Annotated in this window: 14 protein-coding genes; all 14 read left to right on the top strand. The window is 57.0% G+C overall.

The annotated features are described in order from the left end of the window. Positions 1-20: 20 nt before the first annotated feature. The 14 genes from QMG27_RS06925 to QMG27_RS06860 all read left to right on the top strand — a co-directional run bounded on the left by QMG27_RS06925 (position 21) and on the right by QMG27_RS06860 (position 13,711). Positions 21-692: a helix-turn-helix domain-containing protein gene (locus tag QMG27_RS06925; protein WP_281810337.1), complete on the top strand. Its 672-nt coding sequence runs from the start codon at positions 21-23 to the stop codon at positions 690-692. Beyond that, positions 682-1,941: a flavodoxin-dependent (E)-4-hydroxy-3-methylbut-2-enyl-diphosphate synthase gene (ispG, locus tag QMG27_RS06920; protein ID WP_281810336.1), complete on the top strand. Its 1,260-nt coding sequence runs from the start codon at positions 682-684 to the stop codon at positions 1,939-1,941. The genes QMG27_RS06925 and ispG overlap by 11 nt, the downstream gene beginning before the upstream one ends. An 81-nt stretch (positions 1,942-2,022) precedes the next feature. Further along, the gene (gene hisS / locus QMG27_RS06915) at positions 2,023-3,294 is read left to right on the top strand and encodes a histidine--tRNA ligase (RefSeq protein WP_281814551.1); all 1,272 of its coding nucleotides are present in this window, start codon (positions 2,023-2,025) and stop codon (positions 3,292-3,294) included. A gap of 60 nt (positions 3,295-3,354) precedes the next feature. Beyond that, positions 3,355-4,026 (top strand): tetratricopeptide repeat protein, encoded by a 672-nt coding sequence (locus QMG27_RS06910; protein ID WP_281810335.1) that lies wholly within the window; start codon positions 3,355-3,357, stop codon positions 4,024-4,026. Further along, complete coding sequence (gene bamB / locus QMG27_RS06905) at positions 4,023-5,159, top strand: outer membrane protein assembly factor BamB (protein WP_281810334.1); 1,137 nt, start codon at positions 4,023-4,025, stop codon at positions 5,157-5,159. The genes QMG27_RS06910 and bamB overlap by 4 nt, the downstream gene beginning before the upstream one ends. Before the next feature lie 23 nt (positions 5,160-5,182). Then, complete coding sequence (der, locus tag QMG27_RS06900) at positions 5,183-6,523, top strand: ribosome biogenesis GTPase Der (protein WP_281810333.1); 1,341 nt, start codon at positions 5,183-5,185, stop codon at positions 6,521-6,523. 67 nt (positions 6,524-6,590) lie between these two features. After that, complete coding sequence (gene hfq / locus QMG27_RS06895; protein ID WP_281810332.1) at positions 6,591-6,857, top strand: RNA chaperone Hfq; 267 nt, start codon at positions 6,591-6,593, stop codon at positions 6,855-6,857. A gap of 65 nt (positions 6,858-6,922) precedes the next feature. Next, positions 6,923-8,086, top strand: coding sequence for a GTPase HflX (gene hflX / locus QMG27_RS06890; protein WP_281810331.1), 1,164 nt, complete (start codon positions 6,923-6,925; stop codon positions 8,084-8,086). A 53-nt stretch (positions 8,087-8,139) separates the two neighbouring features. Then, complete coding sequence (hflK, locus tag QMG27_RS06885) at positions 8,140-9,465, top strand: FtsH protease activity modulator HflK (protein ID WP_281810330.1); 1,326 nt, start codon at positions 8,140-8,142, stop codon at positions 9,463-9,465. 14 nt (positions 9,466-9,479) lie between these two features. Next, a complete protein-coding gene (gene hflC, locus QMG27_RS06880; protein WP_281810329.1) occupies positions 9,480-10,388 on the top strand; it encodes a protease modulator HflC in 909 nt (302 codons plus the stop codon). 12 nt (positions 10,389-10,400) lie between these two features. Further along, the gene (locus QMG27_RS06875) at positions 10,401-10,595 is read left to right on the top strand and encodes a DUF2065 domain-containing protein (protein WP_281810328.1); all 195 of its coding nucleotides are present in this window, start codon (positions 10,401-10,403) and stop codon (positions 10,593-10,595) included. Between the two features lie 49 nt (positions 10,596-10,644). Beyond that, positions 10,645-11,793 carry an ATP phosphoribosyltransferase regulatory subunit gene (locus tag QMG27_RS06870; protein WP_281810326.1) on the top strand — a complete coding sequence of 383 codons (1,149 nt, stop codon included), beginning with the start codon at positions 10,645-10,647 and terminating at the stop codon, positions 11,791-11,793. 22 nt (positions 11,794-11,815) lie between these two features. Further along, on the top strand, positions 11,816-13,168 hold the full coding sequence (locus QMG27_RS06865) for an adenylosuccinate synthase (protein ID WP_281810325.1): 1,353 nt from the start codon (positions 11,816-11,818) through the stop codon (positions 13,166-13,168). Positions 13,169-13,186: 18 nt separating this feature from the next. Further along, complete coding sequence (locus tag QMG27_RS06860) at positions 13,187-13,711, top strand: phosphoribosyltransferase (RefSeq protein WP_281810324.1); 525 nt, start codon at positions 13,187-13,189, stop codon at positions 13,709-13,711. Positions 13,712-13,772: the final 61 nt, after the last annotated feature.

Here is a 13,772-nt window from a genome sequence, read left to right as displayed (position 1 = left end):
ATCTCATCTCCTGACCACGAATGACTGAAGACACAATCCCATCGACCAGCCCTAGCACCACAGCCGGTGCATTGCTGCGCCAATACCGCGAAGATCAAGGCTTCAAGCTCGATGTGTTGGCACAAGCCCTGCGAGTGTCGCCAGCGAAACTTCAAGCATTGGAAGATGATCGACTCGACGATTTGCCAGATGCGATGTTTGCTCGTGCTTTGACTTTGGCGGTTTGTCGTCAACTCAAGAGCGACGCTGCGCCTGTGTTGGCCTTGTTGCCAGGACACGATGTCTCGCGGTTAGCTGCCAAAAATGAACGCGGTTTGGATTTTCCCTTGGACCGTCCTTCTTTCTTGCCGCAATCCAGCTTTGTGGTGGTGGTTCGTTTGTTCACGCCCATGCGCTGGGCAGCCATGATGATCCTGGCTATCGCCTTGGTCATTGGCTTTTGGCCAGAGCTTCACAGTTTGTTGGTGTTCAAAGATGAGCCAAGTTCTGGCGAGGTGGTGATACCCGTGGAATCGTCGGCTGTCGCGTTGCCTTCTACCGAAGCGCCGGCCTCAGCCATTGAAAACGTGTCTGGCAACATGGTGGTCACCACTGTGCAGTCAGCTGCGGTCGCCGCACAAGCAGCACAAGCGACAAATGGCCAAGCACCTGGGCCTGCTGCCAGTGCTTCGGGAGCCCCGGATGGCAAATAACATTCAGTCCCAAGGCATTGCCTTGTCACAGCCTTCGGCGCGTCGCAGCTTGCAAGCGCGCGTGGCGTGGGGTAGTCATGTGGTCACCGTCGGTGGCGATGCCCCAGTGCGTGTGCAGTCCATGACGAATACCGATACGGTGGACGCGATTGGCACGGCGATTCAAATCAAAGAGTTGGCTTTGGCGGGTTCTGAACTCGTGCGCATCACGGTCAACACACCCGAAGCCGCTGCTGCTGTGCCGCATGTGCGCGAACAGCTCGACAAGATGGGCATCAACGTCCCTTTGATTGGTGACTTTCACTACAACGGCCACCGCTTGCTCACTGAGTTTCCCGATTGCGCGCAAGCTTTGTCGAAGTACCGCATCAACCCCGGCAACGTGGGCAAGGGCGACAAGCACGACAAACAATTTGGCCAAATGATTGAAGCCGCGATGCGCTACGACAAAGCCGTGCGCATCGGCGTGAACTGGGGCAGCCTTGACCAAGAGTTGCTCGCCAAGTTGATGGACGAAAACGCCAAGCGTGCGCAGCCCTTCGACGCCAAGCAAGTGATGTACGAAGCACTCATCACCTCGGCCATCGACTCCGCCAAGTTGGCACAAAGCATGGGCATGCCTGCGCATCAGATTTTGCTCAGCTGCAAAGTCAGCGGCGTGCAAGACCTGATCGCGGTGTACCGCGAGCTGGCCCAGCGTTGCAACTACCCGCTGCATTTGGGCCTGACCGAAGCTGGCATGGGCACCAAAGGCACGGTGGCTTCGACCACGGCTTTGTCTATTCTTTTGCAAGAAGGCATTGGCGACACCATTCGCGTTTCGCTCACACCGCAGCCCGGCGAAGCACGCACACAAGAGGTGGTGGTGGCCTCTGAAATTTTGCAAGCCCTGGGCCTGCGCACTTTTGTACCCAGCGTGACCGCATGCCCCGGCTGTGGTCGCACCACCAGCACCACCTTCCAAGAACTCGCCAAAGATATTGACGACTTCTTGCGCGCCCAAATGCCCGTGTGGCGCAACCAATACCCTGGGGTGGAAAACCTCAAGGTCGCGGTGATGGGCTGCATCGTCAACGGCCCCGGCGAGAGCAAGCATGCCGATATCGGCATCAGCCTGCCTGGCAGCGGCGAAGCGCCTGCGGCGCCCGTGTTCATTGACGGCGAAAAAGCCATGACCTTGCGCGGCGACAACATCGCGCAAGAGTTCCACCAAATTGTTGAAAACTACATTGAAAAGCGCTTTGGCTAAAGCCAGCGCAGCCTGACCGTGACGACAGACCACAAAACAACCAAGCCCTCCAAAGCCCAAGCTCTGACCGCCGTCAAAGGCATGAACGACTTGCTGCCGCCTCAGTCGGCGCATTGGGAATGGCTCGAAGACAAAGTGCGCAACTTGATGGCGCGTCACGCCTATCGCAATCTGCGCACGCCCATCGTCGAACCCACTGCCTTGTTTGTGCGTGGCTTGGGCGAGGTGACCGACATTGTGGAAAAGGAGATGTACTCCTTTGAAGACCGCTTGAACGGCGAGCAACTCACGCTGCGCCCCGAAGCCACCGCCGGTGTTGTGCGCGCCGTGGTCGAGCACAACATGCTCTACAACGGTGGGCAGCGTCTGTACTACATGGGGCCCATGTTCCGCCACGAGCGTCCCCAGCGTGGCCGCTACCGTCAGTTCCACCAAATCGGCGCGGAGGCCTTGGGTTTTCCAGGCGCAGAGGTGGATGCCGAGTTGATTTTGTTGGCCCATACCTTGTGGCAAGAGCTGGGCATCCAAGATGTGCGCCTAGAGCTCAACAGCTTGGGTCAGCCCAACGAACGTGCCGCCCACCGTGCCGCACTCATCGCGCACTTGGAAGCGCACATGGATGTGCTGGACGAAGAAGCCAAGCGCCGTTTGCACAGCAACCCTTTACGCATCTTGGACACCAAAAACCCCGTCATGCAAGCCGTGGTCGAAGCTGCGCCGAAGTTGATCGACTTTTTGGGCGAAGCCTCGCTGGCCCACTTCAACGCGGTCAAAGCCATTTTGGATGCGAGTGGCGTTGCCTACCGCATCAACCCACGTTTGGTGCGTGGCATGGACTACTACAACCTCACCGTGTTCGAGTTCGTCACAGAAAGCCTCGGCTCGCAAGGCACGATTTGCGGTGGCGGTCGTTACGACTACCTGATTGAGCAAGTGGGCGGCAAGCCCGCACCCGCCGTGGGCTGGGCCTTAGGCGTGGAGCGTGTGCTCGAATTGCTCAAAGAGCAGGGCACCTTGCCCGAACCCAAGGGGCCTGATGTGTACGCCATCGTGCCCGATGCTGCGGCTTTGCCTGTGGTGTTCAAAACCGTACAGGCTTTGCGTGCGCATGGTGTGTCGGTGCAAATGCACGCAGGGGCAGGCGAGGGCATGGGCAGCATGAAATCGCAGTTTAAAAAAGCCGATGGCAGCGGTGCGCAGCTAGGCCTCATTTTTGGTGGCGACGAATTGGCCCGTGGCGAAGTGACCCTCAAAGCCTTGCGCGATGGCGCGGGTGCGCAAGAGGCTGTGCCTTTGGCGGACGTGACCGCCCGTGTGCAAGCCAAGCTCGATCAGTCGCCTGTTGCGGCTTGAATGCCAAGCAGCAAGCAGCCCCCTACAATCCGCTAAATTTTTAGTCAAAGTATCCAGACCATGGCATCGCACCTCGACCTCGAAGAACAAGAACAACTTGACGAACTCAAGCACTTTTGGAAGCGCTGGGGCGACCTCATCACCTGGGTGTTGATCGTTGTCTTGGGTGGCTACGCCGCGTGGATGGGCTGGCAGTCGTACCAAAGCAAACAAGCGGCACAAGCGGCTGCGTTGTATGACACGGTAGAGCGCGCTGCCCTCAGCAAAGACTCGGCTTTGTTGGATCGTTCGGTCTCTGACATCAAAGATAAATTTGCCTCCACCACCTACGCGCAGCAAGCTGCCTTGTTGGCAGCACGCGTGTATCAAGACACCGATCGCAAAACGGACGCGAAGAGCCAGTTGACATGGGTCATCGACAAAGCCAGCGATGAAGGCTACCAAGCATTGGCTCGGTTGCGTTTGGCGTCAATTTTGGTGGAAGACAAAGCCTACGATGACGCTCGCAAACTGCTCACTGCCAAAACTCCAGACGCCTTCGCACCTTTGATGGCTGACCGCTTGGGTGATTTGGCCATGTTGCAAGCACAGCCAGCAGAAGCAAGTCAACACTACAAAAATGCCTGGAAAAGCTTTGAACCCAACGCGGAGTACCGTCGTTTGGTGGCCGTTAAATTGGCCGCTTTGGGCGCTGATCCAGAAGATGCACCTGCTGTGGAGGGTAAAAAGTGAACATCACCTCGTCTCGTTGGATCACGCTGACGCGCCTCAGTTGGGTGGGCGTGTGCATGGCTCTGGCGGCCTGTTCAGGCCCATCACGCCCCAAGCCTACGGAAATTCAGGGCGTGCCTGTGCTGCAAGATGTTCGCATCAGCTGGCAAGCAAATCTTGGTCAAGTTGACTTTCCTTTGGTGGTCTCGGCTCGAGGTGACCGCGTTGCCTTGGCCAGCGGTCAGGGTGTGGTTGCTGTCTTAGATGCAGCATCCGGCAAAGAGGTGTGGCGCTTGAAACTCGATCAGCCCTTGTCTGCTGGCGTGGGTAGCGATGGTCAACAGTTGGCCGTGGTGACGCGCAACAACGAGTTGGTCACTTTGCAAGATGGCAAAGTGCAATGGCGTAAAAGTTTGCCCGCACAATCCTTCACAGCGCCATTGGTTGCTGGGGCTCGCGTCTTTGTGCTCACAGCGGATCGATCGGTTCTGGCGTTTGATGGCGCGACCGGTCGTCAGCTTTGGACGCAACAGCGTCCTGGTGAGCCTCTGGTTTTGAAGCAAGCAGGTGTCATGCTTGCAGTGAAAAATACCCTAGTGGTGGGTTTGTCTGGGCGTTTGGCTGGTTTAGACCCAAGCACAGGGGTGATTCGTTGGGAGTCGGCTGTTGCCACACCTCGTGGAACGAATGACATTGAGCGCTTGGTCGACTTAACCGCACCGTTTGATCGTGTGGGTGACGTTGTGTGCGTGCGCGCGTTTCAGGCCTCTGTGGGGTGTGTGAATGCAGAGCGTGGGCAGGGCGTCTGGACCCGTCCATCCGTGGGTGAAAATGGGGTCAGCGGTAACGAGACCCTGGTGGTCGCTGCCTTGTCCAACGGCGTGGTGCAAGCCTTTAACCGAAGCAATGGCGAACGTCTATGGGACACAGAACGCTTGAAATACCGTGTCTTGAGTGCGCCTTTGGTCACGCCTCGTGGTGTGCTCTTGGCGGACAACGGCGGTTGGCTGTACTTGCTGTCACTGACCGATGGCGCGTTGCTTAACCGCATCAAGCTTGAAGGTGAAGCGTTGGCGACTGCTCCTGTGTTTGCTGGTGGTCGTTATGTGGTGGTCACACGCGAAGGTCGCGTGACGGGCCTCCAAATCCCGTGATCGGGAAGTTAAAGGATTAAGTTTTGAAACCCGTATTGGCTCTGGTGGGCCGTCCCAACGTTGGCAAGTCCACGTTGTTCAACCGTTTGACCAAATCGCGTGATGCGATCGTGGCCGACTTCGCGGGTCTGACGCGTGACCGTCACTACGGCAACGCCCGTTTTGAAAAGCACGAATTCATCGTCATTGACACGGGCGGTTTCGAGCCCACGGCCGACCACGGCATCTACAAAGAGATGGCCCGTCAAACCCAGCAAGCGGTGGCCGAAGCTGATGTGGTGGTGTTTGTGGTGGACGCCCGTGGTGGCATTTCGGCCCAAGACCACGACATCGCCAACTACTTGCGTCGCTTGGGCAAGCCCACCATTTTGGTGGCCAACAAAGCCGAGGGCATGAAAGAGGGCGCTCAGTTGGTCGAGTTCTACGAACTGGGTCTTGGCGAGGTGTTGCCTGTATCGGCCTCTCATGGTCAAGGCATTCGCACCATGATGGCCAATGCCTTGGCTCCGTTGAACTTGGCAGATCCAGATGACGATGCCGACAAGCAAGACGATGGCACCATCAAGCTCGCCGTGGCGGGCCGTCCCAACGTGGGCAAATCGACCCTCATCAACACCTGGTTGGGTGAAGAACGTTTGGTTGCATTTGACATGCCAGGGACCACGCGTGATGCCATCAGCGTGCCGTTCGAGCGCAACGGCCAGATGTTTGAACTCATTGACACGGCAGGCTTGCGACGCAAAGGCAAGGTGTTTGAAGCCATCGAGAAGTTCTCTGTGGTCAAAACCTTGCAAGCCATCGAGTCGGCCAACGTGGTGTTGCTGTTGCTTGACGCGACCCAAGGTGTGACCGACCAAGACGCACACATTGCTGGCTACATCTTGGAAAGTGGTCGCGCTGTGGTGGTGGCCGTGAACAAATGGGATGCCGTGGATTCGTACCAGCGCGAATTGCTGATGCGCTCTATTGAAACTCGCTTGCCGTTCTTGAAGTTTGCGGCCATGCATTTCATTTCGGCCAAGAAGCGCCAAGGCTTGGGGCCTTTATGGGGTGCCATTGCCCAGGCGCACCGTGCTGCCATGTGCAAAATGCCGACGCCGGTACTCACCCGTTTGTTGCTTGAGGCTGTGCAGTTCCAGTCGCCGCAGCGTGGTGGCATGTACCGCCCCAAGCTGCGCTATGCACACCAAGGCGGCATGAACCCGCCCATCATCGTGATTCACGGCAACTCTTTGGAGCATGTGACCGACGCCTACAAGCGGTTCTTAGAAGGGCGCTTTCGCAAGGCCTTCAATTTGGAGGGGACCCCCTTGCGGATTGAGATGAAGACCTCAAGTAACCCTTACGCCGATAAAGACGACTGATCGCATCAGCTTTATCGCAATGTGGTAACGTGGGTTTTCTTTCAACTACACAGACACGGAGAATATCGTGAACACCGACAACTCAAAGAACAAAGGCCAACTGTTGCAAGACCCATTCCTCAATATCCTGCGCCGCGAGCATGTGCCCGTGTCCATTTATTTGGTCAACGGCATCAAGCTGCAAGGCCAAATCGAATCATTTGACCAATACGTGGTGTTGTTGCGCAACACCGTGACACAAATGGTTTACAAGCACGCTATCTCGACCATCGTGCCGGGCCGCGCTGTGAACTTCAACCCCACCGATGGCACAGGCAGCTCGCCCGAAGCCTGAGCTTGAGGGCTCTGCAAAAAGGGCTGTTTAGCCCTTTTTTTACGCCTTATTTTTAGATTGACCGCTTGAACGAGACCCCTCCAAAAACTGTTGGTGCCACCATTTTGGTGGGCGTCGATTTTGGCTTGCCGCATTTCGATGGTGAGCTAGAAGAACTTGGGCTTTTGGCCGAAACAGCCGGCTTAAAGCCCGTGGCGCGCATCACCTGCAAACGCAAAGCGCCTGATGCCGCTCTGTTTGTGGGCAGCGGTAAAGCTGATGAAATCAAAGAGCTGGCCCTCATGCACGGCGCCACCGAGATTTTGTTTGACCAGTCGCTCAGCCCAGCGCAGCAGCGCAACCTCGAGCGCCACATGGGCGTGGCGGTGAACGATCGCACTTTGTTGATCTTGGAAATTTTTGCCCAACGCGCCCGTAGCCACGAAGGCAAGTTACAAGTCGAGTTGGCCAAGCTGCAATACCTCAGCACGCGCTTGGTGCGCCGCTGGTCGCACTTGGAGCGCCAAAGCGGCGGTATCGGTATGCGCGGTGGCCCCGGCGAGACCCAGATTGAGCTGGACCGCCGCATGATCAACGACGCCATCAAGCGCACCAAAGAGCGGCTGGAGAAAGTCAAAAAGCAGCGCAGTACGCAACGCCGCCAGCGCAACCGCCGTGACGCTTTCACGATTTCGTTGGTGGGCTACACCAACGCAGGCAAATCCACGTTGTTCAACGCCTTGGTCAAAGCTCGCGCTTATGCAGCCGACCAGCTGTTTGCCACGCTAGACACCACCACACGTCAGTTGTATCTGGGCCATGCGGATGGCACAGGTCGATCGGTGTCGCTGTCTGACACGGTGGGTTTCATTCGTGATTTACCGCACGGCTTGATTGATGCCTTCCAAGCCACCTTGCAAGAGGCGGCTGATGCCACGCTGCTCATGCATGTGGTGGATGCCTCAAATCCCAATTACCCTGAGCAAATGGACGAGGTGCAGAAGGTGTTGGCTGAAATTGGCGCGGCCGATGTACCGCAGGTGTTGGTCTTCAACAAGCTCGATGCCATGAGCCCTGAATCACGTCCACACCAACTGCACGACCACTACGAGGTGGATGGGTACAACGTGCCACGCTTTTTTGTGAGCGCTCAAACAGGCGAGGGTTTAGGTGCTTTGCGGGAGTTCTTGGCCAACGAGGCCGTGGTCGATCTGCCCGAAGACCATGCAAATTCGCAGGAATTGGAATGAGGCCTGAATCCTTAGGCACAATCGAAGACTTCAGAGAAAAAACAACGATGCGCATGAACACGTTCAACCTCAACGACAGCCGCTGGGGCCGCGACAAAGACGGCAACCCCACGTTTGACCCGAATGCGGGCCAGCAGCCCCCTGCGTCCAGCGACGAGAAAAAGCCGCAAGAGCCATCACGCCCGCCTGCAGGTGCTGGTGGCCCGCCCGATTTGGATGAGTTGTGGCGTGATTTCAATGCCAAGCTTGGCGGCTTGTTTGGCGGCAAAAACGGAGGTGAACCTCCCAACAACAATGGTGGCTCGAACGGCTCCAAAGGTCCTGATTTCAAAGCGGCACGTTTGGGTGTGGGCGTGATTGGCGCTGTGGTGTTGGCCATTTGGATGAGCACTGGGTTCTTCATCGTGCAAGAAGGCCAGCAGGCGGTCATTACCCAGTTTGGTCGTTACAGCTCCACCGTGGGGGCCGGTTTTAATTGGCGTTTGCCTTATCCGTTCCAGCGCCATGAGTTGGTGCAGGTCACGCAAATTCGCTCGGTCGATGTGGGGCGCGACAACATCGTCAAAGCTACGGGGCTGCGCGAGTCGGCCATGCTGACCGAAGACGAAAACATCCTCGAAATCAAATTTGCTGTGCAATACCGTTTGACCGATGCACGTGCTTATTTGTTTGAGACCAAGAACCCGACCGAAACCGTGGTGCAAGCTGCTGAAACTGCGGTGCGCGAGGTGGTGGGCAAGATGAAGATGGATGCGGCCATGTCCGAAGAGCGTGACCAAATTGGTCCACGCATTCGCACGATCATGCAAGCCATTCTCGACCAATACAAAGTGGGTGTGGAAGTGGTGGGCATCAACTTGCAACAAGGGGGTGTGCGTCCACCCGAGCAAGTGCAAGCTGCGTTTGACGATGTGCTCAAAGCCGGTCAAGAACGCGAGCGCGCCAAAAACGAAGCCGAAGCCTATGCCAACGACGTGGTACCCCGAGCCGTGGGCGCGGCCTCGCGCTTGAAGCAAGAGGCCGATGGCTACAAAGCGCGTATCGTGGCGCAAGCCGAGGGTGATGCCCAACGCTTCAAGTCGCTCGTGGGCGAATACCAGAAAGCGCCGCAAGTCATGCGCGACCGTTTGTACATCGACGCCATGCAGCAGATTTACAGCAACACCACCAAGGTGTTGGTGGACACCAAGCAAGGCTCTAACTTGTTGTATTTGCCCTTGGACAAAATCATTCAGCAAACCCAAGCGACAGGTGCTGCCCCCGTTGCTGCTCCTGCAGACGCGGCACATAACGGTGCCAACGCACCTGTAACCCCAAGCACACCAGCGACTGACGCACGTGCCCGTGATGGCCGCTCACGCGACCGAGACAGCCGTTGAACGGGGAGATGAACATGCAACAAAACAAAATTGGTTTTTACATTTCTTCGGCTTTCGTGGCATTGGCGCTCTTGAGCTCCACGCTGTTTGTGGTAGACCAGCGCCAATTTGGCGTGGTGTATTCGTTTGGGCAAATCAAGAACGTCATCACCGAACCCGGCCTCAATATCAAGTTGCCACCGCCGTTCCAAAACGTGAGCTACATCGACAAGCGTTTGCTCACGCTTGATAACGCTGACACCGAGCCCATGCTCACGGCTGAAAAGCAACGCGTGGTGATCGATTGGTATGCCCGTTGGCGCATCACCGACCCCTCGCAATACATTCGTAACGTGGGTTTGGATGAAAACGCGGGTTCGATTCAACTCGCACGCGTGGTGCGCAACGCGTTCCAAGAAGAAATCAACAAACGCACCGTGAAAGAGTTGCTCTCGCTCAAGCGCGATGAACTGCTGGCAGATGTCAAGCGTGAAGTGCTCGCCGCGGTGAAAGGTGCCAAGCCCTGGGGTGTGGATGTGATTGACGTGCGCATCACCCGTGCCGACTACGTGGACACCATCACCGAATCGGTCTACCGCCGCATGGAAGCCGAGCGCAAGCGCGTGGCCAACGAGTTGCGCTCCATGGGCGCTGCTGAAGGCGAAAAAATCCGTGCCGATGCCGACCGTCAACGTGAAGTGACCGTGGCCAACGCTTACCGCGAAGCGCAAAAAATCAAAGGTGAGGGCGATGCTGAAGCCGCGCGTTTGTATGCCGACTCGTTTGGCCGCGATGCCAACTTTGCCCAGTTCTACCGCAGCTTAGAAGCCTATAAAACCACGTTCAGCAAAAAGAGCGACGTGATGGTGGTTGATCCATCGAGCGACTTCTTCAAAGCCCTGCGTGGCAGCGGTGGCGGCAGCGCCCCAGCGCCTAAGAAGTAAAAGGCCCCTCGTATGAGCTTAGACAGCGACACGCTGTGGGCCGCGTTTGGGCTGATGCTGATTTTTGAAGGCATCATGCCCTTTGCGTCCCCCCAAGGTTGGCGCGACAAAATGGCGCAACTGCTGGTGTTGCAAGACGGTCAGATTCGATTTTTCGGCTTGGTTTGCGTGCTGGCTGGCGTTTTGATGCTGTGGTGGCTCGGTTGAGGCCGAGAACCCCTGTAAAATCACGTTTTTAACAGCCTCCCTTAATTTCATGTCTGCTTGGGTTCTGCCGGATCACATCGCCGATGTTCTGCCTTCTGAGGCCCGGCACATTGAAGAGCTGCGTCGCCTCTACCTCGACACAGCCAGAGGCTACGGCTACGAGCTGGTCATGCCGCCGCTGCTCGAATACCTCGAATCCTTGCTGTCTGGCACAGGCCGCGCACTCGATTTACAAACCTTCAAACTGGTTGACCAACTCTCAGGTCGTACCTTGGGCTTGCGTGCTGATACCACGCCGCAAGTGGCCCGCATCGACGCCCATTTGCTCAACCGCGCAGGCGTGACGCGCCTGTGCTATTGCGGCCCCGTGCTGCATACCCGCCCAGACCGTCCGTTTGCCACCCGCGAACCGTTGCAGTTTGGTGCTGAAATCTACGGCCATGCGGGCATCGAGGCGGACCTCGAAGTACTGCATTTGGCTTTGGACAGCTTGAAAGCTGTGTCCATCCAACAGTTCACGGTGGACTTGAGCGATGCGCGCATCGTGCCGGCCCTGTTGGCAGGTGTGAGCTTGACCTCAGAGGTCCGCGATGCCTTGCACAGCGCCTTGGCCGCCAAAGACACCTCGGGTGTTCAAGCCCTTACGCAAAACCTACCGGCCAATGTGCGAACCGCCTTGGTGGCTTTGGTCGGCATGTATGGTGACGTATCTGTGTTGGCTCAAGCCGAAAAAGCCTTTGCTGCGTGGCCAGTGGTCCTACAAGCCTTGGCTGAATTGCGACAAATTGCGACTGACTTGAGCGGTGTTGCTGTCACGTTTGACTTGGCCGATTTGCGCGGCTATGCCTACTACAGCGGTGTGCGCTTTGCCATCTTTGTGCCAGGTGCCAGCGATGCCTTGGTGCGCGGTGGCCGCTATGACGAAGTGGGCGCGGTGTTTGGACGTAAGCGTCCTGCAGTAGGCTTTAGCTTGGACCTCAAGGAGCTGGTGCAAGTGGTGCCCGAGCGCGCCCTCAAAGCCGCTATTCGTGCGCCTTGGGGCACCGCCAAAGGTTTGCGCGAAGCCATTGCCACCTTGCGTGCCAATGGCGAAACTGTGGTCTGCGTGTTGCCGGGCCATGAGAGCGAAGTGGATGAATTCAATTGCGATCGTGAACTGATCGAAGTCGCCGGCCAGTGGGCTGTGCAAGCCCTTTAATCTTTTAAATCATCGAGTAGATATGAGCACTACCCAAGGACAAACCGTGGCCGCTACCAAAGGCCGTAACGTCGTCGTCGTCGGCACCCAATGGGGTGACGAAGGCAAAGGTAAATTGGTTGACTGGCTGACCGAAACCGCCACGGGTGTGGTGCGTTTTCAAGGTGGCCACAACGCAGGCCATACCCTGGTCATCAACGGCGTGAAAACCGCCTTGCATTTGATCCCCAGCGGCATCATGCGCCCCGGCGTCAAGTGCTACATCGGCAACGGCGTGGTGTTGTCTGCACCGAAGTTGCTCGAAGAAATTGCAGGTCTTGAAAAAGCGGGGGTGGAAGTGCGTTCACGCTTGCGTATCAGCGAAGCTTGCCCACTCATCCTGCCTTACCACGCTGCCATCGACGTGGCCCGTGAAGCCGCCAAAGAGAAGGCCGGTACTGCCAAGATTGGCACCACAGGCCGCGGCATTGGCCCCGCCTACGAAGACAAAATTGCACGCCGTGCTTTGCGCGTGCAAGATTTGAAGCACCCAGAGCGCTTCGCTACCAAACTGCGCGAGAACCTTGAGCTGCACAACCATGTGTTGGTCGATATCTTGCACGCACCCGCTGTGGACTTCGATACTGTGTACAACGAAGCCATGGCTTATGCCAAAGAAATCTTGCCGATGGTGGCTGACGTGTCACGCGAGTTGAACGAAGCCAACAAGGCCGGCGCTAACCTGTTGTTTGAAGGCGCACAAGGCACCTTGCTCGACGTGGACCACGGCACCTATCCCTTCGTGACCTCTAGCAACTGTGTGGCCGGCAACGCCGCTGCAGGCGCTGGCGTTGGCCCTGGCATGCTGCACTACATCTTGGGCATCACCAAGGCCTACTGCACACGCGTAGGCGGTGGCCCATTCCCTACCGAACTCGATTGGGAAAAAGAAGGCACTCCTGGGTATCACATGTCGATCGTCGGGGCAGAGAAGGGCACGACCACTGGCCGCTCACGCCGCTGCGGTTGGTTCGATGCCGCGTTGCTCAAGCGCAGCGCTCAGGTGAACGGCCTCACAGGTTTGTGCATCACCAAGCTCGACGTGCTCGACGGCTTGACCGAATTGCTCTTGTGCGTGGGCTACGAATTGGACGGCGAAAAAATCGACATCTTGCCCATGGGCGCTGACGAGATTGCTCGTTGTAAACCCATCTACGAAACCATCCCTGGCTGGACTGACAGCACTGTGGGCGTGACCGATTACGCCAAGCTGCCCAAGGCCGCTCAGCACTACTTGAACCGCATTGCCGAAACCACTGGCGTGCCTATCCACATGGTGTCGACCAGCCCAGACCGTGACCACACAATTTTGTTGACCCACCCCTACATCGCTTAATTTTTAAAGGATCAAACCATGTTGACTGAAGACGGCAAACACCTGTACGTGTCTTACGACGAGTACCACAACCTGATTGAAAAACTCGCCATCAAGATTCATCAATCAGGCTGGGAATTTGACACCATTCTGTGCTTGGCCCGTGGCGGCATGCGCCCAGGCGACATCTTGTCTCGCATCTTTGACAAGCCTTTGGCCATCATGTCCACCAGCTCGTACCGCGCCGATGCCGGTACCGTGCAAGGTCACTTAGACATCGCCCGTTTCATCACGACACCCAAAGGTGAAATTGCTGGCAAGGTGTTGTTGGTCGATGACTTGGCTGACACAGGCCACACTTTGAAGGCTGTGGTGGACCAACTCAAGAACAACTACAAGCCCATCACCGAGTTGCGTACGGCTGTGATTTGGACCAAAGGCGTGTCGTCTTTCAAGCCTGACTACTCCGTGGACTACTTGCCAACCAACCCTTGGATTCACCAACCCTTTGAGCCCTATGACAGCATGCGTCCTGCGGCTTTGATGGAGAAGTGGAAGGTTTAATAGGTAGAGTTCCGCTTGGGCGAGCTGTGTTCGCTCCGTCAAGCGGTAAAGCCTGTGCGCG

It is taken from the genome of Limnohabitans sp. MORI2, from assembly GCF_027925025.1.
Lineage (GTDB): Bacteria > Pseudomonadota > Gammaproteobacteria > Burkholderiales > Burkholderiaceae_C > Limnohabitans.
The sequence above is the reverse complement of the archived record's forward strand: the minus strand, read 5'-3'. Positions and strand labels throughout refer to the sequence as shown.

Bases quoted from the DNA above. Each gene is read 5' to 3' on its own strand.
- ispG (WP_281810336.1), top strand. From the start codon at position 682: ATGGCAAATAACATTCAGTCCCAAGGCATTGCCTTGTCACAGCCTTCG.
- hflC (WP_281810329.1), top strand. From the start codon at position 9,480: ATGCAACAAAACAAAATTGGTTTTTACATTTCTTCGGCTTTCGTGGCA.
- hflK (WP_281810330.1), top strand. From the start codon at position 8,140: ATGAACACGTTCAACCTCAACGACAGCCGCTGGGGCCGCGACAAAGAC.
- QMG27_RS06875 (WP_281810328.1), top strand. From the start codon at position 10,401: ATGAGCTTAGACAGCGACACGCTGTGGGCCGCGTTTGGGCTGATGCTG.
- QMG27_RS06925 (WP_281810337.1), top strand. From the start codon at position 21: ATGACTGAAGACACAATCCCATCGACCAGCCCTAGCACCACAGCCGGT.
- QMG27_RS06870 (WP_281810326.1), top strand. From the start codon at position 10,645: ATGTCTGCTTGGGTTCTGCCGGATCACATCGCCGATGTTCTGCCTTCT.
- QMG27_RS06865 (WP_281810325.1), top strand. From the start codon at position 11,816: ATGAGCACTACCCAAGGACAAACCGTGGCCGCTACCAAAGGCCGTAAC.
- QMG27_RS06910 (WP_281810335.1), top strand. From the start codon at position 3,355: ATGGCATCGCACCTCGACCTCGAAGAACAAGAACAACTTGACGAACTC.
- QMG27_RS06860 (WP_281810324.1), top strand. From the start codon at position 13,187: ATGTTGACTGAAGACGGCAAACACCTGTACGTGTCTTACGACGAGTAC.
- hisS (WP_281814551.1), top strand. From the start codon at position 2,023: ATGAACGACTTGCTGCCGCCTCAGTCGGCGCATTGGGAATGGCTCGAA.